Source organism: Loktanella salsilacus (genome assembly GCF_024206795.1).
Classification (GTDB): Bacteria; Pseudomonadota; Alphaproteobacteria; order Rhodobacterales; family Rhodobacteraceae; genus Loktanella; species Loktanella salsilacus.
The window spans coordinates 1,828,739-1,852,173 of sequence record NZ_CP072994.1 but is presented as its reverse complement, the minus strand read 5'-3'; the positions used below and the strand labels follow the sequence as shown (position 1 = coordinate 1,852,173).

Here is a 23,435-nt window from a genome sequence, read left to right as displayed (position 1 = left end):
TTGCTGCAAGTCCGCGCCCTGCGCTGCGCGCGCGGCGGTGTGCCGGTGCTGGACGGCGTATCCTTTGACGTGAAAGCAGGCGAAGCGCTGATCTTGCGCGGCCCCAATGGCGTCGGCAAAACGACCCTTTTGCGCACGCTTGCAGGCCTGCAGCCCGCGCTGGATGGGACGGTTGAATATCCGGGCGCCACCGGCGCTTACGCCAGCCATGCCGACGGGATCAAGACGGCGCTGACCGTCACGGAAAACCTGACCTTTTGGGCGCAAGTCTACGGCCGCGATGTGCCCGGTAGCGTCTATGCCGCCTTTGATCTGGACGCATTGCGTACCCGCGCCGCTGGCACCCTGTCGGCTGGGCAAAAAAGGCGCCTTGGCCTTGCGCGGCTGGGCGTCATTGGCCGCAGCGTGTTATTCCTAGACGAGCCGACGGTCAGCCTTGACGGCTTTTCCGTGCGCATGTTTGCCGATTGGATGCGCGATGTGCATCTGGCGGGCGGCGGCTGCGCCGTGATCGCGACGCATATCGACCTTGGCCTTGATGCGCCCGCGCTGGACCTGACGCCCTACGTGGCGCAGCCTGATGCGGATGGCGGCGCGGACGAGGCGTTCTTGTGATTGCCCTGCTCCGCCGCGATCTGGCTTTGGCCGTGCGGGCAGGCGGCGGCTTTGGCCTTGGCCTTGCGTTTTTCCTGATCGTCGTCGTGCTGGTGCCCTTTGGCGTCGGCCCGGACCGCAGCACGCTGACGCTGATCGCGCCCGGCATCCTTTGGGTCGCGGCGCTGCTGGCGGCGCTGCTGTCGCTGGACCGGATCTTTGCGCTCGATTTCGAAGACGGCTCGCTGGCGTTGCTGGCCACCGCGCCGCTGCCGCTGGAAGGCATCGCGCTGATCAAGGCGCTGGCCCATTGGATCACCACAGGCCTGCCGCTGACGCTTGTCGCCCCGGCGCTGGGATTTTTCCTAAACATGGCACCCGACGCCTACGGCTATCTGCTGATCAGCCTTGCCCTTGGCACCCCGGCGCTGTCGATGATTGGCAGCTTTGGCGCGGCGCTGACGGTGGGCCTGCGGCGGGGCGGGTTGCTGCTATCACTGTTGGTGCTGCCGCTTTATGTGCCCACGCTAATTTTCGGGGCAGAGGCAGTGCGCCGCGGCGTCGATGGCACAGGGGCGACAGCGCCGCTGATGCTGATGGGGGCGATCACACTGGGCTGCTTTGCGCTGCTGCCCTTCGCATCTGCGGCGGTATTGCGCATCAACCTGCGGTGATCAGGGATTGAGGGGCGCGGGGCGCCGGGGTAGGGATAACACATGTCGATTTGGGAATATGCGAATCCGAAAAGGTTCATGGATTGGACCGCGCCTGTCATGCGCGTGGCCTTTGCCGTGGCTGCGGCCTGTTTGATGGTTGGCCTGATCTGGGGCTTCTTTTTCACCCCGGACGAGACGCGCCAAGGATCGACGGTCAAGATCATCTACTTGCACGTGCCAAGCGCGCTGATGGCGATTAACGCATGGTTCATGATGCTGGTGACATCGCTGGTCTGGCTGGTGCGCCGGCACCACGTCAGCGCACTGGCCGCGCGCGCCGCCGCTCCGATCGGCCTTGCGATGACCGTGATCGCACTGATCACCGGCGCGATCTGGGGCAGCCCGATGTGGGGCACCTATTGGGCGTGGGACCCGCGCCTGACATCGTTCCTGATCCTGTTTTTGTTCTACCTCGGCTACATCGCCCTTTGGGCCGCAATCGAAGACGCTGATACCGCCGCCGATCTTACATCCGTGCTATGCCTTGTCGGATCAGTCTTTGCGATCCTGTCGCGCTATGCGGTGAACTTCTGGAACCAAGGTCTGCACCAGGGGGCATCCCTGTCGCTGGACAAAGAGGAAAACGTCGCCGATGTGTTCTACATCCCGCTGCTGATCTGCATCGCAGGCTTTGTCGCGCTGTTCGTGGCCCTTGTTTTGCTGCGTACCCGTACCGAAATCCGCGCCCGCCGGACAGCCGCCCTGATCGCAAGGAGCCAACGTGCCTGATCTTGGAAAATACGCTTTCGAAGTGCTGACCGCCTATGCCGCCAGCATTGCCGTGCTTGCGGTGCTGATCGGGGCAAGCCTGCGCCGGTCGCGCAGGGTGAAAGCCGCGCTGGAGGCTGTTGAACGTGGCTAAAATTTCGCCTCTGCTCGTCGTCCCGCCGTTGATCTTTGCCGCGCTTGCCGGATTGTTCTGGGGCGGGCTGATGCGCGAAAACGCTGGTGAGCTGCCGTCGCAATTCATCGGTCAGCCCGCGCCGAACCTGCCGACCGAAGCGGTCGCAGGCACCCAACTGCTGACCGCCGCCGACCTGAATACGGGCGAGATTACGATCGTGAACTTCTGGGCCAGCTGGTGCCCACCTTGCCGCGCCGAACACCCAACACTTCAGGCGCTGTCCGATCAAGGCTACCGCGTCGCGGGCGTAAACTTTCGCGACCAGGCTGACGATGCGGCTAGCTATCTGGCAGACGAAGGCAACCCGTTCTTTGCCACAGGCTTTGATCTGCGCGGCCGCGTCGCCATCGACTGGGGCGTGACCGCGCCGCCTGAAACCTTCATCGTCGGCCCCGATGGCAAAGTGCTTAGCCGTTTTATCGGACCGCTCATTGGCTCCGACTATGAGCAGCGCTTCCTGCCGATGCTTGAAGCCGCCGCCGCCGAATAGCGACCCTCCTTCTTCTGGTTAAAAATACCTCGGGGTGCGGGGCAGCGCCCCGCGTGCCGAATTTTCTACGAAAATTCGGTGATCGCCATTGCCTTGCAATGGCGAAGCCTCCGGCGGAGGTATTTTTAACCGGAAGAAGATCGGACATGAAAAAGGCCGCGCTGGGAGGCGCGGCCTTTTGTCGTACTATGTTTTAGGGATTACTTCGCCTTGGCGAGATCGCGCAGCACGTAGTGCAGCACGCCGCCGTGTTCGATGTATTCGATCTCGATCGCGGTATCGATGCGGCACTTGATGTCGATGGTCTTGGTCGTGCCATCGGCCATCGTGATGTGCGCTTTCACGACTTCCAGTGGCTTGATCGTGTCGAGGCCGTCGATGCTGACGGTTTCTTCGCCGGTCAGGCCCAGCGTCTTGCGCGTGTCGCCGTTCGTGAATTCGAACGGGATGACGCCCATGCCGACGAGGTTGGAGCGGTGGATGCGCTCGAAGTTCTCGGCGATGACAGCTTTGACGCCCAGCAGGGCTGTGCCTTTGGCTGCCCAGTCGCGGGAGGACCCTGCGCCGTACTGCTCGCCTGCGAAGATGACCAGCGGGGTGCCGGCGTCCTCATAGGCCATGGCCGCGTCGAAGATGGAGGTCTGGTTGCCATCGGGGCCTTTGGTGTAGCCGCCTTCGACGCCGTCCAGCATCTCGTTCTTGATCCGGATGTTGGCGAAGGTGCCGCGCATCATGACTTCGTGGTTGCCGCGGCGCGAGCCATAGGAGTTGAATTCGCGCACGGGGACCTGATGATCGAGCAGGTACTGACCAGCAGGGCTGCTTTCGGCGAACGAGCCAGCAGGGCTGATGTGGTCGGTGGTGACCATGTCACCCAAAACGGCCAGGACTTTCGCGTCCTTGACGTTGTGGATCGTGCCGGCGTCCTTGGACATTCCTTTGAAGTAGGGCGGGTTCTGGACGTAGGTCGACTGCGGTGGCCAGTTGTAGGTTTCGCTGTCGACGACTTCGACAGCCTGCCACTTTTCGTCGCCTTTGAAGACGTCGGCATACTTGGACTGGAACGCTTCGCGCGTGACGGTCTTTTCGACAAGCGCGTTGATCTCGTCGGAGGTTGGCCAGATGTCTTTCAGGTAGACGTCATTGCCGTCGTGATCCTTGCCCAGCGAGTCCTTGGTGATGTCGACGTTCATGTCACCGACCAGCGCATAGGCCACGACCAGCGGCGGGCTTGCCAAGTAGTTCGCGCGCACGTCGGGGGAGATGCGGCCTTCGAAGTTGCGGTTGCCCGACAGGATCGACGTCGCGATCAGGTCACCTGCCGAAATCGCTTCGGAGATTTCCTTTTGCAGCGGGCCAGAGTTGCCGATGCAGGTAGTGCAGCCATAGCCGACAAGGTTAAAGCCGATGGCGTCCAGATCCTTTTGCAGATCAGCCGCTTCCAGATAGGCCGACACGACCTGAGAGCCGGGCGCGAGGGATGTTTTTACCCAAGGCTTGCGGTTCAGGCCAAGGGCGGCTGCCTTACGGGCCACCAGACCTGCGCCGATCATGACGTAGGGGTTGGATGTGTTGGTGCAGGACGTGATCGACGCGATCACGATAGAGCCGTCGTGCAGGGTGTAATCCTCGCCCTCGACCTTCTGCGACTTGTGGTGGCCTTCGTTGCCGGGGATGTGATGCGGGGCAGGTGCGCCGCCTTCCTCAGTCCAGTCGGCTTTTTCATCCTTGGGCACGGACTTTTCAGACCGCTGACCAGCGATGTACTTGCCAAATGCGCCGGCCGCGTCCGTCAGGGCGATGTAGTCCTGTGGGCGCTTGGGGCCGGAGATGGCAGGGACGATGGTGCCCATGTCGAGGTGCAGGGTCGAGGTGTAGACCGGTGCATAATCCGCGTCGCGCCAGAAGCCGTTCGCCTTGGCGTAGGCTTCGACCAGTGCGATCCGGTCTTCGTCGCGGCCCGTGTTGCGCAGGTAACGCAGGGTTTCGTCGTCGATGGGGAAGTAGCCGCAGGTTGCGCCGTATTCGGGCGCCATGTTGGCAATCGTCGCACGGTCGGCCAGTGGCAGCTTATCAAGGCCAGCGCCAAAGAATTCGACGAACTTGGACACAACGCCGTGGGCGCGCAGCATTTCCACAACCTTAAGCACAAGGTCGGTGCCGGTGGTGCCTTCGACCATCGCGCCGGTCAGCTCAAAGCCGACGACTTCGGGGATCAGCATGGAAATCGGCTGGCCCAGCATCGCGGCCTCAGCCTCGATCCCGCCGACGCCCCAACCCAGAACGGCAAGGCCGTTGACCATGGTGGTGTGGCTGTCGGTACCGACAAGCGTGTCAGGATATGCGACCATGTCGCCGTTCTGGTCGGTGTCGGTCCAGACGGTCTGGGCCAGATATTCCAGGTTTACCTGGTGGCAGATGCCGGTGCCTGGGGGGACGACGCGGAAGTTGTTAAACGCGTTCTGGCCCCACTTCAGGAACTGGTAACGCTCCATGTTACGCTCGTATTCACGGTCCACGTTCATCTGGAACGCACGCGGGTTGCCGAATTCGTCGATCATGACCGAGTGGTCGATGACCAGATCGACAGGGGCCAGCGGGTTGATCTGCTGTGCGTCGCCGCCCAGTGCCTTGATGCCGTCGCGCATGGCGGCAAGGTCAACCACGGCGGGCACGCCGGTGAAGTCCTGCATCAGCACGCGGGCAGGGCGATAGGCGATTTCGCGCGGGTTCTGGCCGCCCAAGGTGGCCCATTCGGCGAAAGCTTTGATGTCATCCACGGTGACGGTCTTGCCGTCCTCGAACCGCAGCATGTTTTCCAGCACGACCTTCAGCGCGGCGGGCAGCTTGCTGAAATCGCCCAAACCGGCCTGCGTGGCCGCATCAATCGAGTAGTAGGAGACCGACTGGTCGCCGACCGTCAGGGTCTTGCGGGTTTTTGCGGTATCTGTGCCGACTGTGACTGTCATGGCTATCCCTTTAGGGTTGAGGACTATGGCTTGTGTCACTTTTGCCCCAAGCTGCGCACGCGTTCAAGGGGTGCCTGCGAAAAAAGGTATACAATTGTATACCGCCGTGCGAGCGGCGTGGCGCGTGTGGGTTGCTATGGCCGGCAAGACGTTGCGACACCCTCGTCGCAAATGCTTGATTGGTCATTACAAAGTCTTTTTCTTACACCATAGAAATAGAAAATGTCTGGAAAGTGCTGCCATGCGTCATGTCTTTGCTGCCTCTGTTATCGGAGCGCTCTTCGCCGGATCCGGGTTGGGTGCGCAGGACCGGGGCATTCAAGATTGGGGCACGGTGGTAGAGCTTTACACCTCTCAGGGCTGTTCCAGTTGTCCGCCTGCCGACCGCATTTTCGAACAGATCGCAGACCGCGATGACGTGATCGCCTTGGCGCTGCATGTGGATTATTGGGATTATATCGGCTGGAAAGACGATCTGGGCAGCCCCGCCTATACCGCCCGCCAGCGCAGCTATGCGCAGGAGTGGCAGGCGCGGAATGTTTATACGCCGCAAATGGTTGTGGCTGGGGTCAAGGAATTTGTCGGCAGCCATCCGGTCGTAGCAATGGACGCGATTGCGGCCCATCCGGCGCAAAATAATCCGGTTCAGGTGTCACTGCGCCGCACTGGCGATGTGGCGACGATCAGCGCCACTGCCGTTGGCGCTGTGCCTGCCCGCGCACTGGTGCAGATCGTGCGCTATACGCCCCGTATCACGCGCGAGATTCATAAGGGCGAGAATGCTGGCAAGACGGTGGTATACCGCAATGTCGTGACCAGCTGGGCCGAAGCAGGAGAGTGGAACACGTCGCAGCCGCTGTCATTGCAGGTCAACGTGACGGGCGACGAGCCTGTGGTGGCCATTATCCAAGACGGCCCTGCGGGCGCGGTGTTGGGCGCAGTTCAGCTGCGCTAGCGCCTTATTTCCAACGGCGATGCACCCAGAACCACTGTTCGGGGTGATCTGCGATCCGCGCCTCTAGCCGTTTTGTGGCGTCAGTCATCATGGTCAGGGGATCGCTGTGCGGAATGGGCGATTCGACGACCACGTCAAAGGACAGGCCATCGGGCTGGCGGATACCGAAATAGGGCACCAGCAGCGCGTCAAAGCGCAGCGCCATTTCCGCAGCCGCCATTGACGTCAGCGCCGGGCGGTGCAGGAAATCAATCGCCGGCGCGCCGTAGACATGGACGTCAAACAATAGCGTGCCCATGCCGCCGCCCTTGATGTGCCGGGCAAATCCCATCGTGCCGCGCTTGCCTTGGGCAAAGACAGGGCCGCCCCAACTGGTCATGGTTTCGCGGTAGTGCGCATCGACATAGGCGTTCGCCATGGGGCGATAAAGTCCGCCAATCCGCGTGCCATCGCGGGTCAGGACGTGACGCGGCGCTTCGAAGTTGCCGAAATGCGCGGTCAGAAAGATGATCGGGCGGCCTGCGGCCTGCGCCGCGCGCACGGCCTCCACGCCGTCGCCGCGCGGCATCGTCTGCGCCAATTGCGCGGCAAAGTCGCGGTTGGCGTAGTTTTCCATCAACGTCCGGCCAAAGTTATCCAGCACGCGGGTTGCCAGATCGCGGCGGGCGGCTTTGTCCATGTCCGGATAGGCATCGGCCAGATTAATCATGGCGCGGCGGCGATAGCCTGCCAGCGGGCCGATCACGCGGGCCACAATGGCCCCGGTGCCACCGATCCGCATGGGGTAAGGCAGCAGGTTCATGCCGCCAATCAGGGCGCGCAGCACCAGATTTTGCAGCCATTGGCCACGGCTGCCGCTGGGGGCGGCCTGCGGGTCGGTCGGATCGGTTTGAGCGTTATCGGTCATATCAGTCAGGTAGTGCCCAAGCGCGACTTTGAAAAGCCCCGCAGCTTGCGTCCTGCGTTGGGGCAGGGCCGCCATATGGGCGGGCCGGGCTGAGATGCCTTAACCCTCTTCCTCGGCGTCTGGATCTATCAGGCTGATGGTGCCGTCGTCGGCAAGTGCGCGGATCGCGGCGCTGACGGCGTTCATCGCCGCCTCGCCGTCCACGGTTTTGGGGGTGCCGCGTTCGGCGGCTTCTTCTTTCATGCTGGATGCCATGCGCTGGGAAATACAATCGAGGATGAAATTCGCCGCCTCTTCGCGTTTGCCGCCGTTGCCAAGGGCAAAGGCCATGGCGGTCGCCAGGTCGCTTGCTTCGATCACGCGCAGGCAACCGGGGACGTGGATGGGGCGCACGCGGGCTGGGATGTCTTCGAAGGTAAAGATCGCCTTGCGCACATCCTTGGCAAAATCGGCGTCGGATTCGTCAAGGCCAACCAACACATCGTCGCGGGTCAGCGCCGGGCTAGAGTTCAGGATCGCGCCCACCCGTTCAACCGGGGCCTTTTCAAAGGCGGTCAGGCGGGTGCGGCAATAGTCGGACACCAGCGCATGCCCGATCCGCGTGACGGCGTCCGGGGCGATATCAGCGGTCTGGCGCACGGCAAAGGTGATGCGCCGGGCGCGTTCGCCGGGCAGTTTGCCCAGCACTTCTGCCGCGCGGGCCACGGGCAGTTTGGACAAAAGAACTGCCCCGATCTGTATGCTTTCATTCGATAAAACTTTGACCACCTCATCCGTGGTCAGGTTTTGCAGCCGGATAAACGGATCGCGCCCGGTGCGGTTATCAAGCTGATCGCGCAGTTTATCCGCGAGATGCGGAGAGATATGACCGGCCAACGCCTCTAGCGCGGCATCGACGTTGCCGGGGGCGGATAGGCCGATGGCGTCCAGCAGGTCGGCAAATTCGGTGGCCACTGCGTTCACCGTATCCCGGTCCACCAGCCTGATCGCGCCAAGTTCGCGGGCCAAATCCTCTTGCACATGATCGGGCATGCTGGACAGCGCCAGTTTATTGCCGTCGCTGATCAGCAATTGCACAATCAGCGCCGCCTTACGCTTGCGCGTTAACCGCAGCGTGCCAGAGGGACTGGGCGCACCAAACGGCGCAGAATCGGGAAGGGGATCAAAGGCATTCAGCATGCCCCGACATTAGCGTCAGAGCGGTCAATGAATGGTAAACGTGCCTAGCCCTTGGCGTAGTTAATCGACATACCGCGCAGCGCTTCGATCGCTTCTGGCGACAGATCCTCTACGGATTTGGTCGCGTCGTGCAGTTCGGATAGCACTTCGGACAGCTCGTCGATTTCGTCTTGGGTGAATTCGCGGTCCGCCCGTGCAAAGCTGCCAAAGCTGCGGCTGCCGTCGGTTTCCAGCGCGCAAACGATGCCATAGTTCAGACCATGCTGCGCCGCACGCTGCATCACCCGCGATGGATCATCGGTCAAATCAGACCAGCGGCAGCTGCCGTCGTTGCTAAAGCCCCATGACACGGTCGGATCGGCCATGACCAAAGCATGCAGCGAATAATAGGTCGTCCACGCCTTAGGGTAGGCCTGTAGCAATAATGTCGGTGTTGTGTAACGAATGTGAAAAGCCAGCGCATAACCTGCAGGTGCAAGACCCGAAGCATGTTCTAACCGTTTCAGCATCTGCGTAACGTCTGACATTTTTCACAATCCTGTGGCTTGGTGGTTCAGGTTTCACTAACAGCGAAAAGCTGATTTTCTTTCACGGTCGGGTAGCTTACTATCCAAAAGTGTAATGCGCAGTTTAACTATAAGGCGACGTTAACTGATGGTCCGACAGATGACGCCTCAGGACGTTGAACGTGTTTCTCCATCCGGGCACTATATCGCATTGCGTATCGGTTTTGCTTTCCCGATGGAAGAGATCAATGCGCTTCCGACCGACTGGATTGACCACTATACCAAGAACCGCCTGATGCTGTTCGACCCTGTGATGCGGTGGGCCTATGCAAATACAGGCTTTATGCGCTGGTCGGACCTGCGCGGCGATGATCCTCATGGGGTTCTGACCATGGCTGCTGCCTTTGGGTTGCGGTTTGGTCTTACGGTGGCTGTCTTTGATGAGAACCTAGAAGGCCACCGGTCTTTTGCAAGTTTCACCCGCCCAGATCGCGAATTTGAGGATCTAGAGGCGCGGCTATTGGTTGCGTTTTTGACCCGGCGCCACCTTGAAATGCTGCCGCCCACGAACCTGACCAATGCAGAGCTGGAAGCCTTGGCGATGGTGAAGGACGGCAAGCGGCTAAAGCAGATTGCCTTTGATCTAGGCGTGACCGAAGGGGCCGTGAAGCAACGGCTTAAGAACGCCAAGGTCAAGCTGGGGGCCCATACCAGCACGCAGGCGGCCACGATGGCGCGGCAATTTAAGCTGATCTAAGGGCCGATCAAACGGCGGCTGCGGCTTGGTATTTCGTTGTACCCAATACCACTCTGAGCTGTACATTCTTTTTGGTATGTGAACTGCGGTTGAGACTTCTACAGCGACTTTGCCTAAAAATGGATTCATCCTAAAGGAGAATCCACCATGGAAAACATTACCTTCAATCTTTCGACCCTGCACCTGCATGGCTCTGCTTTTTACGATTTTTTGCGCCTGCGTAAGCGGTTCTTTGTCGACACGCTGGGCTGGCATATCCCCCATGACGACTTTGTCGAGATGGACCAATACGACAACCCAAAGGCATGGTATTCGCTTGTGCTGCGAGATGGCGAAGTCATCGGCGGCGCACGGGCAATGGCGACGACGGCCACCTGGGGCAGTCATAGCTATATGCTGCGCGACGCCGTGCAGGGTAAGCTGATCGACATCCCGCCAGAGGTGCTGGGCGAAGATATCGTCAGCGCGGATATCTGGGAATGCACCCGTCTGGTGATGTCAGAAACTGTGGAAACGCAGGCAGAGCGGAGCGCCTGCCTGACGATGATCGTGCAGGGTTTGATCAATGTCGCAGCAGATCAGGGCGCGACGCAGCTGATGTCGCTGTCGCCGCTGGCGTTGATGCGGGCGCTGCGGCAGTTGGGCTTTGGGGCGCAGCGGATTGGCGCGCCTTATACCAATGACAACGATGGTCGCCGCTACGCGGTGCTGTCGATGCCGGTCACGCGCAGTGTCGCCGATGTGCCCCGCGCCACCCACCGGGCGCAGCCGCAGCCGCTGCACGCGCCATCTGTTTAACGCAATATGGCCGGGCGCGCTGTGATGCTCGCCCGGCCATACCACTGTTGCCCAAAAGGGCCTTTGTTTAGTCTTTGCCGAACACGCGGGCAAAGATCGTGTCGACGTGCTTGGTGTGATACCCAATGTCGAACTTTTCTTCGATCTGCGCAGGCGACAGGGCCGCGGTGACTTCAGCGTCGGCCAGCAGCTCTGTTTTGAAATCAGCGCCTTTTTCCCAGACCTTCATCGCGTTGCGCTGCACCAGCTTATAGCTGTCCTCGCGGCTGACGCCGGCTTGGGTCAGGGCCAGAAGCACGCGCTGCGACATCACCAGACCGCGGAACTTGTTCATGTTCGCCAGCATGGTTTCAGGATAGATCACCAGCTTTTCGATCAGGCCCGCCAGACGGTTCAGCGCGAAATCTAGGGTGACGGTGGTGTCTGGGCCGATGGTCCGCTCGACAGACGAATGCGAGATATCGCGCTCGTGCCACAGCGTGACGTTTTCCAGCGCAGGGGTGACGGACATGCGGACCAGACGGGCAAGGCCGGTCAGGTTTTCGGTCAGCACCGGGTTACGCTTGTGCGGCATCGCCGACGATCCCTTTTGACCAGGAGAGAAGAACTCCTCGGCCTCCAGCACTTCGGTGCGCTGCATGTGGCGCACTTCGGTGGCGATATTTTCCATCGAGGATGCGATCACACCCAGCGTGGCAAAGAACATCGCGTGACGATCGCGCGGGATGACCTGCGTGCTGATCGGCTCTGGCGTCAGGCCCAGTTGCTTGCAGACGTGCTCTTCGACAGCCGGATCGATGTTGGCAAAGGTGCCGACAGCGCCAGAGATTGCGCCGGTCGCGATTTCAGCGCGGGCGTTGACCAGACGGGCGCGGCCCCGGTCCATTTCGGCATAGAATCGGGCAAAGGTCAGGCCCATCGTGGTTGGTTCGGCGTGGATACCGTGGCTACGACCAATGCGGACGGTGTCCTTATGCTCATAGGCGCGCTTTTTCAGCGCGGCCAGCACGCGGTCCATATCGGCCAGCAGGATGTCGGCGGCGCGCACCAGCTGGACGTTGAACGTGGTGTCCAGCACGTCAGAGGACGTCATGCCTTGGTGCACAAAGCGTGCCTCGTCTGCGCCGATGTGTTCGGACAGGTGCGTCAGGAATGCGATGACGTCGTGCTTGGTGACGGCCTCGATCTCGTCGATGCGGGCCACGTCAAAGGTGACGTCCTTGGCTTTCCACACGGCCTCGGCGTTTTCGCGCGGGATCACGCCCAGATCTGCCATGGCGTCGCAGGCGTGCGCCTCGATCTCGTACCAGATTTTGTATTTTGTGGCCGGGTCCCAGATGGCAACCATCTCGGGACGGGAATAACGCGGGATCATGGGCAGAACCTTTCGGGATTGGCAGCGACGCTGTGGGCGTCATACTGGGACCGGGCCAGAATGAAAAGAAGCGGAGGCTGCCGTGGCGGAAACCAAATGGACACAAGGCAAGTCCCGGGATGATTTTCTGGGCGATTGGGTGCTGACGCGCCGCATTGAGGACCGCCATGCGGGGCAGGCGGGGTTGTTCGAGGGCACGGCGCAATTCGTGGCGGACGGTGACAGCGGCGCAATCTATGACGAATCGGGCCTGCTGCACATTGGCAGCGCCGCCCCGCTAAAGGCAGAGCGGCGCTATCTGTACGACTTCTCGGGCGGCATGATCACGATCCGCTTTGCCGATGGGCGCGACTTCATCCAGTTCAACCCGGCGTCAGTGCATCAGGCCGTGCACGCCTGCGATCCCGACACCTACCGCGCGCACCATGATTTCAGCCGCTGGCCACAGTGGCATGCGGTCTGGACCGTGACCGGCCCGCGCAAAGATTACACGATGTGGACGATGTGGCAGCGCCCGTAGCGGGACTCGTGTAGACTGAGTGGTGAAGGTCATGTTGGAAGCTAATTGGGCGTTTCTTTACCTATGAATGTGTGGGTTATGTCGAGCAGTCAAAATCCTACATTGCTAATTCAGTTTTAAATTGAGGTTTTGGCAGCTCTGAATGTCGACTTCGTAGGCTTTGTGGCCACTCGCTGCCCCTGCGCCATTGGCCGCTTTCGAGATCATCCAACAAACGGTCGTTTTTGGCAGGAAGGCCCGCGCTCTCATTGCACCATTGGAGCAAAAAAGGAAACTATTTGCATTTGAGGTATGCTTAACCCTACGACCAGAAATTTCGATATTATTTTATAGCTATCCACGAATAAAAATATTACGGTTTATAACTATATACCGCCACTACTTCAAAACCCGAAAGTTTTCGTAGGTTATGACGCGGAAGTTGTCTGAGACCTTGTCGCGGAACTTCGTCCATTCCTGCGGGATGGTTTCACGCATGAATGCAAGGATGGCGTCGGCGAACTGCTTTTGACTTGGGTAGTAGCGATTGTGGGTAACGTATTGATGCAAGACGGCCCAAAGCCGCTCAATGGGATTGAGATGAGGGCAGTAAGGCGGCAGCTGGATCAGATGGATACGGCAAGCTGCCCTGGCGAGGAAGGCTCTGACATCGGGCCCTTTGTGGTAGGCCGCGTTGTCCCAGATGACATGAATGATGCGCTTGTCAGGGTTGCGCACTTCGATCTTGGTCAGAAGCTGTGCTGCACTGACGCCATCAACGGTTGTGGGCTCGACAAAGGGTGCATCGAAGGTTTCAAGGTTCACAGCCCCATGAATATTCACACGACCGCGCCCTGCCGTGCTGAGAACCGCTGGATTTGATCCTACTTTCACCCAGCCAAACGCAGGCTTGGTCTGGTATTCCGGATGCACCGCATCGGCGAAGTAGACGGCTTCATCCGCTGGTAACTCACGCATCAGGCGGTCGTATAATGCGATAAAAGCGGCCTGCTTTTCCGCTGATGCCACGCGCGGCAGGGACTTGGGCTTGCGGTATTCAAAGCCCAGTCGGGCCAGAAGTTTGATGCAGCCAGAATGGGAATAGTTCAGACCGCACTCAGCTGCGACATGGGCCCTGATCTCGACCGTCGAGCGACAGAAGCGTGCTTCCAGCCAGGCGCATAAAGCAACCTCCTGTGCCTGTGTCATACGGGACTGACCGCCTTTCCAGCCGTCGAAAGCAAGCGCATCCCAACCATCTTGCAGAAAGGTTTTATGCCAGCCCCGGATGGTATCGTCGTCCAAGTAGAGAAACTTTGCGATCCGAGCACAGCTTTCCCCGTCGTCGAGCAGCAGGATCGCATTTGCCCGGCGGGCAATGCCGTGGTCCTCGCGCTGGCAACGCACGCAAGCCTCAAGCTCGAGGCGGTCTGCTGAGGAAAGAAAGCCGGGGCGGATCATAGGCATAGCTGAATCGTTCCAAACCCAGCCGTCAAGTCACCAAATTCGGCTTCCGCAGGACTCGGAGTATAGATCAATTTAAAAGGAAAAATACTGTGAATTTCAAGTTATTGGCCGTGATTGCTAGCGTTACAGCTCTTCAATCTACGACAGCGTCAGCCCAACTTAACTGTGAGCCACCTTCAATGCTTATCTGCCAGATTGGTAGGTGCTTCTGCGATGTTCCACGGGAGATAGTACTTGAAGGGGTCAATATCAGAATCATCGTGCTTGACGAAGGCTTTGCCAAGCCCGTCGAAATGGACAAAGAGCTTCAAGAGAAACTTGAAATTGCCATTAAAGAAATGCGCTAGTCGTTGCGAGTTTTTCAAATTTAATACCATTTGGTATTGAAGCACCGCCAAGATCATAACTTGTTGGCCCTTCCTAATTGCGACGGTTTTTTGACGCGTTAGGGAGGGATTACCACTTATTTTTGGTTGCTATAGACTGCATTCCAAACCGCAGGGCGCGCTAAGGTCACGGCTTCAATGATATTGGATGATCGCGAGATCAGGCAATAATATAAAGCGCATATGACACGGATTAAGCGGGCGTGGACTACGGAAGTTGAAAAGGGATTTTGGCGATGTTGCGACAGCGGCCATTCTCTCGGAAGCACAAGTCGATCAACTAAGGCTCTTACCTGAGATTCGGGCTCCCCTACAAATCGTCAAAACAGCGGTTTAGCAGACGGCATGAACCCCAAATAGATATAAAGCCAAAGTAACAAATAGCAGTTCTACCCGCCCGTGAGGCGCCAAGCGGCCCGCTTCCCTAGACGCAAAAAGGGCGCCCCGATGGGACGCCCTTCCTTGCCGTAATCCGAGGTGGATTAGCAGCTGTAGTACATCTTGTACTCGATCGGGTGCGGTGTGTGCTCGTAGGCGTAAACCTCTTCCCACTTCAGCGCCATGTAGCCTTCCAGCTGGCCTTTGGTGAACACGTCGCCAGCAAGCAGGAACTCGTGATCCTTCTCCAGCTCGTCCAGAGCCTCGCGCAGCGAGCCGCAGACGGTGGGGATTGCGGCCAGCTCTTCTGGCGGCAGATCGTAAAGGTCTTTGTCGGACGCGGGGCCCGGATCGATCTTGTTCTTGATGCCGTCAAGGCCAGCCATCAGCAGTGCTGCAAAGCACAGGTAGGGGTTGGCTGCTGGATCGGGGAAACGTGCCTCGACGCGCTTTGCCTTGGGCGATTCGGACCAAGGGATACGTACGCAGCCCGAACGGTTACGCGCAGAGAACGCACGCAGAACCGGGGCTTCGAAGCCGGGGATCAGACGCTTGTAGCTGTTCGTAGTTGGGTTGGTGATCGCGTTCAGCGCCTTAGCGTGCTTTAGGATACCGCCGATGAAGTACAGCGCTTCCTGAGACAGGTCAGCATACTTGTCGCCCGCAAACAGCGGCTTGCCGTCTTTCCAGATCGACATGTTGACGTGCATACCGGTGCCGTTGTCGCCGGACATTGGCTTTGGCATAAAGGTTGCCGACTTGCCGTAGGCTTGGGCGACGTTGTGGATGACGTACTTGTACTTCTGGATCTCATCCGCCTGCTTTGTCAGCGTGCCGAAGATCAGGCCAAGTTCGTGCTGGCACGATGCGACTTCGTGGTGGTGCTTGTCGACCTTCATGCCCATGCGCTTCATGGTGGAAAGCATCTCGCCGCGCATGTCTTGTGCGTCGTCGATTGGGTTGACGGGGAAGTAGCCGCCTTTGACGCCCGGACGGTGGCCCGTGTTGCCAACGCCAGTTTCCGAACGGAAATCGGTGTCGGTGTTCCATGCGCCGTCGATAGCATCGACCTGGAAGGACACTTTGTTCATCGAAACGCTGTAGCGCACGTCGTCGAAGACAAAGAATTCAGCTTCTGGGCCGCAATAGAACGTGTCGCCGATGCCCGATGCCTTCAGATAGGACTCAGCCTTTTCTGCAGTGCCGCGCGGGTCACGGTCGTAGGGCTCCATCGTGTCGGGCTCGACCACGGTGCAATGCACGCAGACGGTCTTTTCCGCGTAGAACGGATCGACGTAGCCGCTGGTGGTGTCCAGCACGAGTTTCATGTCGGACTGGTCGATCGACTTCCAGCCAGCAATGGAGGAGCCGTCGAACATGAAGCCTTCTTCGATGAAGTCCTCGTCCACCAGATCAGACACGAGCGTGACGTGCTGAAGTTTACCTTTTGGATCGGTGAAGCGGATGTCGACGTAGTCGGCCTCTTCATCCTTGATCAGTTTTAGAAAATCTTTGGTGCTCATCGAGAGAGGTCCTTTTCAGTCTTGATCGTGTGGAGTGTCGCGGTTCAGCGCTTACAGCGCGTCATCGCCCGTTTCGCCGGTGCGGATCCGGATCGCCTGCTCGACTGGAGAGACGAAAATCTTGCCGTCGCCGATTTTGTCGGTTTTGGCTGCCGCGATGATCGCCGCAATGGCGGCATCGACCTGATCGTCAGCGATGACGATTTCAAGTTTCACCTTTGGCAGAAAGTCGACGACGTATTCAGCGCCGCGGTAAAGTTCGGTGTGGCCCTTCTGGCGGCCGAAACCCTTCACCTCGACAACGGAGAGGCCTTGAATGCCAACCTCCTGCAAGGCTTCTTTCACTTCGTCCAGCTTGAACGGCTTGATGATGGCTTCGATCTTTTTCACAGGTTTCGCCCCCCTTGGTTGCGGTCTTGTCGCGGTCAGACCATCATAGACAGACAGGAACAATTCACGGCGCGCAAGGTGCAAGCGAAGACCGGCACAAATTAGGCGGCGCGCTGCAGAAATGTGCGGTTTGATTGTTTTTTGTGCGATATGAAAACTAAAGGTGCTGAAACTGTGACCGAACTGCTGACCGCTGCCCAAATGCGCGCCGTTGAGCGTAGCGCGATTGAGTCTGGTGCCGTGACTGGACTGGAGCTGATGGAGCGGGCCGGGCAGGGCGTCGTGGACGCGATTTTTGCGCAGTGGCCGGAGTTTGTGGGCAGCGCTGATGTAGAGCGGGGGCCAGCCCCCGCACCCCCGAGGTATTTAAGACCAGAAGAAGGGAGGACCCGGCGCGCGGTGGTGCTGTGTGGTCCGGGCAATAACGGCGGTGACGGGTTTGTCGTCGGGCGGTTGTTGCGGGAGGCCGGGTGGGCGGTAGAGGTTTTTCTGTACGGCGATGCCGAGGCGTTGCCGCCGGATGCGCGGTTGAATTATGAGCGGTGGGCGGAGGTCGGGGTGGTTACGCCGCTTGGCTTGGATGGCTTGGCGTGGTGCGATGGAGCGAGCCTGATCGTGGACGCGCTTTTTGGGACAGGGTTGACCCGTCCGCTGGAAGCGCTCGGCAAAACGTTGCGCGATGCTTGCGATTGTGTGGATGGCGGCTGCGGCTTAGGCCTTGCCGAACATCTGCCGCAATTTCCTGTCGTGGTTAGTCTCGATCTGCCTAGCGGAATTTGCGCCGATAGTGGCCGGATACTTCAATCCGCAGTACGAAGGTGGAACAGCGGAGGACAGGCATTATGCGCTGCAGCTGATCTGACGGTGACATTTCACCGCGGCAAGCTAGGGCATTACCTTGAGGATGGCCCGCAGTACTGTGGGACAGTCGTCTATGTTGATATCGGTTTGCCCGCTGCTGCACCTAGTGGGGCTGTACGGTTGGTCGCCGCGCCTCGGGAGCTGGCGAAATACGGGGGCCACAAATACGATTACGGCCACGCTCTGATTCTCTCCGGCGGGGTTGGCAAGGGCGGCGCGGCGCGGATGGCGGCGCGGGGGGCTTTGCGGATTGGTGCGGGGGCGGTGACTGTTGGGTGTCCGCCAACAGCGCTGATCGAGAATGCGGCGCAGCTGAATGCGGTGATGTTGCGCCGGGTGCCGGGCGCTGATGCGCTGAGCGAGGTGCTGACGGACAAGCGAATCAATGCGCTGTGTTTGGGTCCGGGTCTGGGGACTGGCGCGCGCGAGGCGGATTTGGTGCGTGCGGCTTTGACGGCGGGACGCGGGCTGGTGCTGGATGCAGATGCGCTGACGCTGCTGTCGCAAGATGCGGATTTGTTTGCGTTGCTCCATGACAAATGTGTGCTGACGCCGCATGGCGGCGAATTTGCCCGGCTGTTTCCCGATATTACTGAAAAGCTGGATGCGCCTGCCTTGACCGGCCCGGCCTATTCCAAGGTGGACGCTGCGCGCGCAGCGGCGCAGCGGGCGGGATGCACGGTGCTGTTCAAGGGCCCCGATACGGTGATTGCGGACCCGTCGGGGCGCTGCAGCGTCAACGCGGCGGTTTATGACCGCAGCGCGCCGTGGTTGGCAACGGCGGGGGCTGGTGATGTGCTGGCGGGGTTCATTACCGGGCTGATGGCGCGGGGATTCGCACCGATGCAGGCGGCCGAGTTTGGCGCGTGGCTACATGTCGAATGCGCGCGCGCGTTTGGTCCGGGGCTTATCGCAGAAGACCTGCCAGAGGCACTGCCCGGCGTCTTGCGCGATTTAGAGAAATAAAAAAAGGTCAAAGCCTCCAGGGCTTTGACCTTTGACGTTCATGTATCACATGAAGAGTTTAGACGGCGGCGGATGCCATCTCAATTCCGTCAGCATAGACAATGTGCTGGCGGTCGAATGTCAGGGTGTAGACTGTCATCTCGCAGGCGTCTTGCACGGCAAGGAATTCGCCGTCGACAAGGCGCTGTGCCTCTACCATGGCGGCGGGGCTGCCAAACAGCGCCTCTGCGCGCCAGTCGCGGATGTGGATCTGGGTGCCCGGTGCGACAAGCATGTCGCGGTCAGGGCGGGTGTGGCCAAGGCTGCCGGCCTTGATGCGGATCGGTGCAACACGCAGGGTTTCCGACGTGATCGACCGCAGGACGGCCATGCCGCTGTCGCGGGTGATGATGCGGGTACCTGGCGTCAGGTCCTCGACGCACATCTCTCCGTTCAGTGTCAGAATCGTCGTTTCGGCACATATCCCGGATGTCAGGGTTACGGCTGCTTTTGCGACGGTGTCGCGTGTCATTGTCCCGGTCTGCATGGCGTGTTTCCCGCTCTTGCTAATGTCTGCCTCAATCTCTGGTTTAGAACTAAGGCGTAAAAAGGGCAGAGTCCCGCCTTTTTGAGGATGACGATTTGCACTCGCATCCCTGTGTGACCTTTGATAGACACCGCGCAAAGCCGGGGGTGAATGAAATTCGCCCCTGTTTTAATGCGGGTGTGGCGGAATGGTAGACGCACCAGATTTAGGTTCTGGCGCCGCAAGGCGTGGAGGTTCGAGTCCTCTCACCCGCACCAAGATTTATAGACAGAAGGAAAACCCATGCAGGTCAAAGAGACCCAGAACGACGGCCTCAAGCGCGGATACACCATTACGGTGACGGCAGCTGAACTTGACGACAAAGTGGTCGGCAAGCTGAAAGAAGCGCAACCCGAAGTCGAGATGAAGGGTTTCCGCAAGGGCAAAGTCCCAATGGCCATGATGCGCAAGCAGTTTGGCCCGCGCCTGATGGGCGAAGCGATGCAAGAAGCCATCGACGGTGCATTGAACGAGCACATGACCACCTCTGGCGACCGTCCCGCGGCCCAGCCCGAGATGAAGATGGCCAACGAGGACTGGAAAGAGGGCGACGATGTCGTCGTCAACGTGTCCTACGAAAAGCTGCCCGACGTGCCAGAAACTGACCTGAGCAAGGTCAAGCTGGAGCGTATGGTCGTCAAAGCAGACGATTCGGCTGTTGAAGAAGCGCTGAAGAATCTGGCTGAAAGCCCGCAGGCTGTGGCCTATGAGGCAAAAGACGCAGCAGCAGAGAACAACGATCAAGTTGTGATCGACTTCGTGGGCAAAATCGACGGCGAAGCCTTTGAAGGCGGCGCAGGCGACGATTATCCGCTGGTTCTGGGCTCCAACAGCTTCATCCCCGGTTTCGAGGATCAGCTGGTCGGCACGAAAGCTGGCGAAGAAAAGGCCGTTACGGTCAGCTTCCCTGCTGAGTATCAGGCTGCCCATCTGGCCGGCAAAGAAGCCGTCTTTGATGTGACCGTTAAAGAAGTCCGCGCTGCGAATGCACCGGAAATCGACGACGAGTTGGCTAAGAAGTTCGGCGCAGAAGATCTGGACGCCCTGAAGGGCCAGATCCGTGAGCGTCTGGAAGCCGAATACAACGGTGCGTCCCGTGCAATCGCCAAGCGCAAGCTGCTGGACGAGCTGGACACGCTGGTGTCTTTCGATCTGCCAGAATCGCTGGTCGAAGCTGAAGCAAACCAGATCGCGCACCAGCTGTGGCACGAAGAGAACCCTGACGTTCAGGGCCACGATCACCCGGAAATCAACCCGACAGACGAGCACAAGACGCTCGCGCAGCGCCGGGTAAAGCTGGGCTTGCTGCTGGCTGACATCGGTCAGAACGCAGAAGTGAAGGTCAGCGATCAGGAAATGACGCAGGCGATCATGAACCAGGCACGTCAGTACCCGGGCCAAGAGCGTCAGTTCTTTGAGTTCGTGCAGCAGAACGCCCAGTTCCGCCAGCAGCTGCAGGCGCCGATGTTCGAAGATAAAGTCGTCGACCACATCTTTGAAAAGGCGACTGTCACTGAAAAGACCGTCACCAAAGAAGAGCTGCAGACCGCCGTTGAGGCGCTGGAAAGCGAAGACTAAACCAAGCCCTTCATTCACGAAGGCTTTTTGGAATGGCACCCCGGATCGGGGTGCCATTTTTCGTTTGCCCTTGTTGCCTTGGGGCGGATGCCGCATATCTAAGGGGTAGGCGGCATATTGGCCGCACAATTCGTTTAGATATTAGGGGCGATGATGTCCTTTTGGCGCATTGCAGTGCTTGGCATATTTTTTGCTGTGACACAGATGGTTGGCGCGGCTGTGGCTTGTCCAAATCCCGACATGGCCGCCGCGCGGCAGATCAGCAGTAACGGGGCCGCGCTGCGGCTGGGACAGAATCGCCGCGTCTTTGCCGGTGGCAAGGCCGGGCTGGCGGGATGCGATCACATCGCGTTGCCGCAGGTGCCTGCGGTGATGTTCAATGATGCGCCAAGCTTTAGCGCTGATCTGAGCGGGATGATCGGCCTCGCGATGGAGATTCGCGCCGAGGGTGATTGCCCGACGGGGCTGCTGGTGCGCACCGAGGATGGCCATTGGTATTTTGACGATAGCGGCCGGGGTGCGGGGCAGCCACGGTTGATTCTGCGCCATCCGGGCCGCGGTAAAATCGCGGTTTGGGTTGGCACAGTGGATGGTGCGCAATGTCGGGCGCGGCTGAATTTACAGACCTACGCCGGGTATTGATGGGCCACCCGCAAGGCGGATGGCCCGGTTTTGCTTACAGAATCATGCGGTAGAGCGCGAAGCCTTCGGGCGTATTGCCAGCGGGTTCGAGCGAGACGCTCTCAATCGTTTCAGCGTATGCGGCCGCTTTGGGGCCGGTTTCGAACATCGCCGTCGTGCCTGGCATCGGTTTGAACGACCAATTCGCGTCCGCGTTAGGGCTGATTGTGCCTTGATCGACGATATAACGCACGATGACGTCGCGGTTGGTGTCCGGGCCTTCGAACACGATGGTACTGCCGTCAGCGCCGGGGAAGCTGCCACCACCGCTGGCGCGGTAGTTGTTGGTGGCAACGATGAATTCCGCAGTGGGGTCAATGGGTTCGCCGTTGAACTTCAAGTCGATGATGCGGTTTGCATCCGGTGCGACCACGGCACCTTCACGATCAAACTTGGACGGTTGGCTCAGGTCGATCTGATAGGTGACGCCGTCGATAACGTCGAAGTTGTAGCTGGGGAATTCTGCGTTCAGCAGCGGCGCGTCTTGTGCGCCCTCCGCAATCTGGTTGAACATGCCTGCGCTCCGCTCCAGCCAGTCCTTAACCTGCGCGCCGGTGATCTTCACCGCGCGGACCGTGTTGGGATACAGATACAGGTCAGCGACGTTCTTGATCGCCACATCGCCCTTGGGCACGTCGGTGTAGTATTCCGGCCCTTGGCGCCCGCCGGCCTTGAACGGGGCAGCTGCGGAAAGGATGGGAAGCCCTTCGTTTTCAGTGCCTTGCATCATCTTCTTAATGTACCATGTCTGGGCGTTCGACACGATCTGGACGGACGGATCATCGGCGACCAGCGCAAAGTAGCTGTAAAGCGGCGCATCGGTCTGGCCGACGGCACGGCGGACGTATTCCAGCGTTTCGTCGTGTTGCTGCTGCACGGCGTCCAGCACTTTTTGATCGCTTTCAACCAAGGCGGTAATGCTGCGATCTTCGTTGCGCTGGGAAATCGGGCGCGCCTCTGAGGTATGGCTGACGATTTTCCAATCGCTGCCGTCGCGTTCCAGCATCAGGTCGATCAGGCCCATGTGGCTGCCCCAGAACCCGCCCATGACAGCGGGTTTGCCCATCAACGTACCGGCGGCGACGTCGACACCGTCAAAACCGTCATAGGACGAGGATGGGAAAACAAGGTGGCTATGGCCTGTCATCACCGCATCGATTCCTTCAATGCCAGCAAGCGGGATCGAGGCGTTTTCCATACCGTCCGTGGCGGTCGCCGCGCCGATGCCGGAGTGGGACAGGGCGATGATGATTTGCGCGCCTTGTTCCTTCATCTGCGGCACGTAAGCCTGCGCGGTGGCAACGATATCGCGGGATTGTACTTTGCCATCCAGATGCTGGCGGTCCCAGTTCATGATCTGCGGCGGCACAAAGCCGATCAGGCCGATCTTGATGGCATGCTTTTCGCCAGCGCCGTCAGTCAGTTCGCGGTCGATGATGATGTACGGGGGGATCAGCGTGTCATCGTCCAGCGGGGTCGCGCCCATGGTTTTCACGACGTTGGCGCTGACCACCGGATAATTCGCTCCGGCTAAGGATTTTGTTAGGAAATCGAGGCCATAGTTAAATTCGTGGTTGCCCAAGGTGGATGCGTCAAAGCCCAGCGTGTTCATCGCGGCGATGACCGGGTGCATGTCGCCTTCTTTCATGCCGCGTTCATAGGCGATGTAATCGCCCATCGGGTTACCTTGTAGGAAGTCGCCGTTGTCGAGCAGAAGGGAGTTTGTCGATTCGGCGCGGGTGTTTTCGATGATGGACGCTGTCCGCGCGAGGCCGACCGTGTCGACGGGCTGGTCCGAGTAGTAGTCGTAAGGAAAGACATGGACGTGCAGGTCGGTGGTTTCCATCAGGCGCAGGTGGACTTGGTTTGCTTGCGCGCGCGCAGAGAACGGGTGCAGCGCGATGAAACCGGCGGTCGAGGCCAGAAAGGAACGGCGGGACAGGGTAAAGGACATGAGGGTTCAGACTTTCGCAGGGTTTGAATAGGTCAAT

The 23,435-nt window shown here is 59.5% G+C and carries 23 protein-coding genes and 1 tRNA gene; 14 read left to right on the top strand and 10 right to left on the bottom strand.

Annotation, left to right across the window (positions count from 1 at the left end; translation table 11 throughout):
• From ccmA to KBW81_RS09110, 5 genes are read left to right on the top strand one after another with little or no spacing between them, the layout of a single operon-like run.
• Complete coding sequence (ccmA, locus tag KBW81_RS09130) at positions 1 to 615, top strand: heme ABC exporter ATP-binding protein CcmA (RefSeq protein ID WP_090187445.1); 615 nt, start codon at positions 1 to 3, stop codon at positions 613 to 615.
• Positions 612 to 1,268 carry a heme exporter protein CcmB gene (ccmB, locus tag KBW81_RS09125; RefSeq protein WP_254246949.1) on the top strand — a complete coding sequence of 219 codons (657 nt, stop codon included), beginning with the start codon at positions 612 to 614 and terminating at the stop codon, positions 1,266 to 1,268. The genes ccmA and ccmB overlap by 4 nt, the downstream gene beginning before the upstream one ends.
• A 42-nt stretch (positions 1,269 to 1,310) precedes the next feature.
• On the top strand, positions 1,311 to 2,039 hold the full coding sequence (locus KBW81_RS09120) for a heme ABC transporter permease (RefSeq protein WP_254246948.1): 729 nt from the start codon (positions 1,311 to 1,313) through the stop codon (positions 2,037 to 2,039).
• Positions 2,032 to 2,172 carry a heme exporter protein CcmD gene (gene ccmD / locus KBW81_RS09115; protein WP_254246947.1) on the top strand — a complete coding sequence of 47 codons (141 nt, stop codon included), beginning with the start codon at positions 2,032 to 2,034 and terminating at the stop codon, positions 2,170 to 2,172. The genes KBW81_RS09120 and ccmD overlap by 8 nt, the downstream gene beginning before the upstream one ends.
• Positions 2,165 to 2,704, top strand: coding sequence for a DsbE family thiol:disulfide interchange protein (locus KBW81_RS09110; RefSeq protein ID WP_090187457.1), 540 nt, complete (start codon positions 2,165 to 2,167; stop codon positions 2,702 to 2,704). Before ccmD ends, KBW81_RS09110 begins: the two co-directional genes overlap by 8 nt.
• Positions 2,705 to 2,904: 200 nt before the next feature.
• Here the strand turns inward: KBW81_RS09110 and acnA are convergent, their stop codons facing one another.
• Positions 2,905 to 5,673 carry an aconitate hydratase AcnA gene (gene acnA, locus KBW81_RS09105; RefSeq protein WP_254246946.1) on the bottom strand — a complete coding sequence of 923 codons (2,769 nt, stop codon included), beginning with the start codon at positions 5,671 to 5,673 and terminating at the stop codon, positions 2,905 to 2,907.
• Between the two features lie 241 nt (positions 5,674 to 5,914).
• Here acnA and KBW81_RS09100 point away from each other — a divergent pair, with 241 nt between their 5' ends.
• Entirely contained in the window at positions 5,915 to 6,628 is a 714-nt protein-coding gene (locus KBW81_RS09100) for a DUF1223 domain-containing protein (RefSeq protein ID WP_254246945.1), read from the top strand.
• Positions 6,629 to 6,632: 4 nt separating this feature from the next.
• On the opposite strand, the gene KBW81_RS09095 is transcribed toward KBW81_RS09100, so the two are convergent.
• Genes KBW81_RS09095 through KBW81_RS09085 form a run of 3 tightly spaced genes read right to left on the bottom strand, consistent with a single transcriptional unit; the run spans position 6,633 to position 9,241 of the window.
• A complete protein-coding gene (locus KBW81_RS09095; protein WP_254246944.1) occupies positions 6,633 to 7,610 on the bottom strand; it encodes a lysophospholipid acyltransferase family protein in 978 nt (325 codons plus the stop codon).
• A gap of 24 nt (positions 7,611 to 7,634) precedes the next feature.
• Entirely contained in the window at positions 7,635 to 8,714 is a 1,080-nt protein-coding gene (locus KBW81_RS09090) for a FliG C-terminal domain-containing protein (RefSeq protein WP_090187465.1), read from the bottom strand.
• 44 nt (positions 8,715 to 8,758) lie between these two features.
• On the bottom strand, positions 8,759 to 9,241 hold the full coding sequence (locus tag KBW81_RS09085) for an autoinducer binding domain-containing protein (RefSeq protein ID WP_254246943.1): 483 nt from the start codon (positions 9,239 to 9,241) through the stop codon (positions 8,759 to 8,761).
• Positions 9,242 to 9,380: 139 nt separating this feature from the next.
• On the opposite strand from KBW81_RS09085, the gene KBW81_RS09080 reads away from it, so the two are divergent.
• Both KBW81_RS09080 and KBW81_RS09075 read left to right on the top strand, forming a co-directional pair.
• Positions 9,381 to 9,977, top strand: a complete 597-nt coding sequence (locus tag KBW81_RS09080; RefSeq protein ID WP_245754156.1) for a helix-turn-helix transcriptional regulator — start codon at positions 9,381 to 9,383, stop codon at positions 9,975 to 9,977.
• A 147-nt stretch (positions 9,978 to 10,124) separates the two neighbouring features.
• Positions 10,125 to 10,775 carry an acyl-homoserine-lactone synthase gene (locus KBW81_RS09075; RefSeq protein WP_090187473.1) on the top strand — a complete coding sequence of 217 codons (651 nt, stop codon included), beginning with the start codon at positions 10,125 to 10,127 and terminating at the stop codon, positions 10,773 to 10,775.
• 67 nt (positions 10,776 to 10,842) lie between these two features.
• On the opposite strand, the gene purB is transcribed toward KBW81_RS09075, so the two are convergent.
• Complete coding sequence (gene purB, locus KBW81_RS09070; protein WP_090187475.1) at positions 10,843 to 12,150, bottom strand: adenylosuccinate lyase; 1,308 nt, start codon at positions 12,148 to 12,150, stop codon at positions 10,843 to 10,845.
• Positions 12,151 to 12,232: 82 nt separating this feature from the next.
• Here purB and KBW81_RS09065 point away from each other — a divergent pair, with 82 nt between their 5' ends.
• Positions 12,233 to 12,670 (top strand): DUF6314 family protein, encoded by a 438-nt coding sequence (locus KBW81_RS09065; RefSeq protein WP_254246942.1) that lies wholly within the window; start codon positions 12,233 to 12,235, stop codon positions 12,668 to 12,670.
• A gap of 378 nt (positions 12,671 to 13,048) precedes the next feature.
• Here KBW81_RS09065 and KBW81_RS09060 read toward each other — a convergent pair whose 3' ends face one another.
• The gene (locus tag KBW81_RS09060; RefSeq protein ID WP_254246941.1) at positions 13,049 to 14,110 is read right to left on the bottom strand and encodes an IS630 family transposase; all 1,062 of its coding nucleotides are present in this window, start codon (positions 14,108 to 14,110) and stop codon (positions 13,049 to 13,051) included.
• A gap of 95 nt (positions 14,111 to 14,205) precedes the next feature.
• Here KBW81_RS09060 and KBW81_RS09055 point away from each other — a divergent pair, with 95 nt between their 5' ends.
• Entirely contained in the window at positions 14,206 to 14,463 is a 258-nt protein-coding gene (locus KBW81_RS09055) for a hypothetical protein (RefSeq protein WP_254246940.1), read from the top strand.
• Between the two features lie 521 nt (positions 14,464 to 14,984).
• Here KBW81_RS09055 and glnA read toward each other — a convergent pair.
• A complete protein-coding gene (glnA, locus tag KBW81_RS09050) occupies positions 14,985 to 16,403 on the bottom strand; it encodes a type I glutamate--ammonia ligase (RefSeq protein ID WP_090187482.1) in 1,419 nt (472 codons plus the stop codon).
• Positions 16,404 to 16,454: 51 nt separating this feature from the next.
• Positions 16,455 to 16,793, bottom strand: coding sequence for a P-II family nitrogen regulator (locus KBW81_RS09045; RefSeq protein ID WP_090187754.1), 339 nt, complete (start codon positions 16,791 to 16,793; stop codon positions 16,455 to 16,457).
• 174 nt (positions 16,794 to 16,967) lie between these two features.
• Here KBW81_RS09045 and KBW81_RS09040 point away from each other — a divergent pair, with 174 nt between their 5' ends.
• Complete coding sequence (locus tag KBW81_RS09040; protein ID WP_254246939.1) at positions 16,968 to 18,620, top strand: NAD(P)H-hydrate dehydratase; 1,653 nt, start codon at positions 16,968 to 16,970, stop codon at positions 18,618 to 18,620.
• Between the two features lie 58 nt (positions 18,621 to 18,678).
• On the opposite strand, the gene KBW81_RS09035 is transcribed toward KBW81_RS09040, so the two are convergent.
• On the bottom strand, positions 18,679 to 19,146 hold the full coding sequence (locus KBW81_RS09035) for a Hint domain-containing protein (protein ID WP_254246938.1): 468 nt from the start codon (positions 19,144 to 19,146) through the stop codon (positions 18,679 to 18,681).
• Between the two features lie 173 nt (positions 19,147 to 19,319).
• Here KBW81_RS09035 and KBW81_RS09030 point away from each other — a divergent pair.
• The 3 genes from KBW81_RS09030 to KBW81_RS09020 all read left to right on the top strand — a co-directional run bounded on the left by KBW81_RS09030 (position 19,320) and on the right by KBW81_RS09020 (position 21,405).
• A tRNA-Leu gene (locus KBW81_RS09030) sits at positions 19,320 to 19,403 on the top strand.
• Between the two features lie 25 nt (positions 19,404 to 19,428).
• Positions 19,429 to 20,763, top strand: coding sequence for a trigger factor (tig, locus tag KBW81_RS09025; RefSeq protein WP_090187491.1), 1,335 nt, complete (start codon positions 19,429 to 19,431; stop codon positions 20,761 to 20,763).
• Between the two features lie 150 nt (positions 20,764 to 20,913).
• Complete coding sequence (locus tag KBW81_RS09020; protein ID WP_254246937.1) at positions 20,914 to 21,405, top strand: hypothetical protein; 492 nt, start codon at positions 20,914 to 20,916, stop codon at positions 21,403 to 21,405.
• A gap of 34 nt (positions 21,406 to 21,439) precedes the next feature.
• Here KBW81_RS09020 and KBW81_RS09015 read toward each other — a convergent pair whose 3' ends face one another.
• Positions 21,440 to 23,398 (bottom strand): bifunctional 2',3'-cyclic-nucleotide 2'-phosphodiesterase/3'-nucleotidase, encoded by a 1,959-nt coding sequence (locus tag KBW81_RS09015; RefSeq protein WP_254246936.1) that lies wholly within the window; start codon positions 23,396 to 23,398, stop codon positions 21,440 to 21,442.
• Positions 23,399 to 23,435 lie beyond the last annotated feature (37 nt).

Bases quoted from the DNA above. Each gene is read 5' to 3' on its own strand.
- acnA (WP_254246946.1), bottom strand. From the start codon at position 5,673: ATGACAGTCACAGTCGGCACAGATACCGCAAAAACCCGCAAGACCCTG.
- KBW81_RS09080 (WP_245754156.1), top strand. From the start codon at position 9,381: ATGACGCCTCAGGACGTTGAACGTGTTTCTCCATCCGGGCACTATATC.
- KBW81_RS09035 (WP_254246938.1), bottom strand. From the start codon at position 19,146: ATGCAGACCGGGACAATGACACGCGACACCGTCGCAAAAGCAGCCGTA.
- KBW81_RS09060 (WP_254246941.1), bottom strand. From the start codon at position 14,110: ATGATCCGCCCCGGCTTTCTTTCCTCAGCAGACCGCCTCGAGCTTGAG.
- KBW81_RS09120 (WP_254246948.1), top strand. From the start codon at position 1,311: ATGTCGATTTGGGAATATGCGAATCCGAAAAGGTTCATGGATTGGACC.
- KBW81_RS09015 (WP_254246936.1), bottom strand. From the start codon at position 23,398: ATGTCCTTTACCCTGTCCCGCCGTTCCTTTCTGGCCTCGACCGCCGGT.
- KBW81_RS09100 (WP_254246945.1), top strand. From the start codon at position 5,915: ATGCGTCATGTCTTTGCTGCCTCTGTTATCGGAGCGCTCTTCGCCGGA.
- KBW81_RS09090 (WP_090187465.1), bottom strand. From the start codon at position 8,714: ATGCTGAATGCCTTTGATCCCCTTCCCGATTCTGCGCCGTTTGGTGCG.
- glnA (WP_090187482.1), bottom strand. From the start codon at position 16,403: ATGAGCACCAAAGATTTTCTAAAACTGATCAAGGATGAAGAGGCCGAC.
- purB (WP_090187475.1), bottom strand. From the start codon at position 12,150: ATGATCCCGCGTTATTCCCGTCCCGAGATGGTTGCCATCTGGGACCCG.
- KBW81_RS09075 (WP_090187473.1), top strand. From the start codon at position 10,125: ATGGAAAACATTACCTTCAATCTTTCGACCCTGCACCTGCATGGCTCT.
- KBW81_RS09095 (WP_254246944.1), bottom strand. From the start codon at position 7,610: ATGGCGGCCCTGCCCCAACGCAGGACGCAAGCTGCGGGGCTTTTCAAA.
- tig (WP_090187491.1), top strand. From the start codon at position 19,429: ATGCAGGTCAAAGAGACCCAGAACGACGGCCTCAAGCGCGGATACACC.
- KBW81_RS09085 (WP_254246943.1), bottom strand. From the start codon at position 9,241: ATGTCAGACGTTACGCAGATGCTGAAACGGTTAGAACATGCTTCGGGT.
- KBW81_RS09020 (WP_254246937.1), top strand. From the start codon at position 20,914: ATGATGTCCTTTTGGCGCATTGCAGTGCTTGGCATATTTTTTGCTGTG.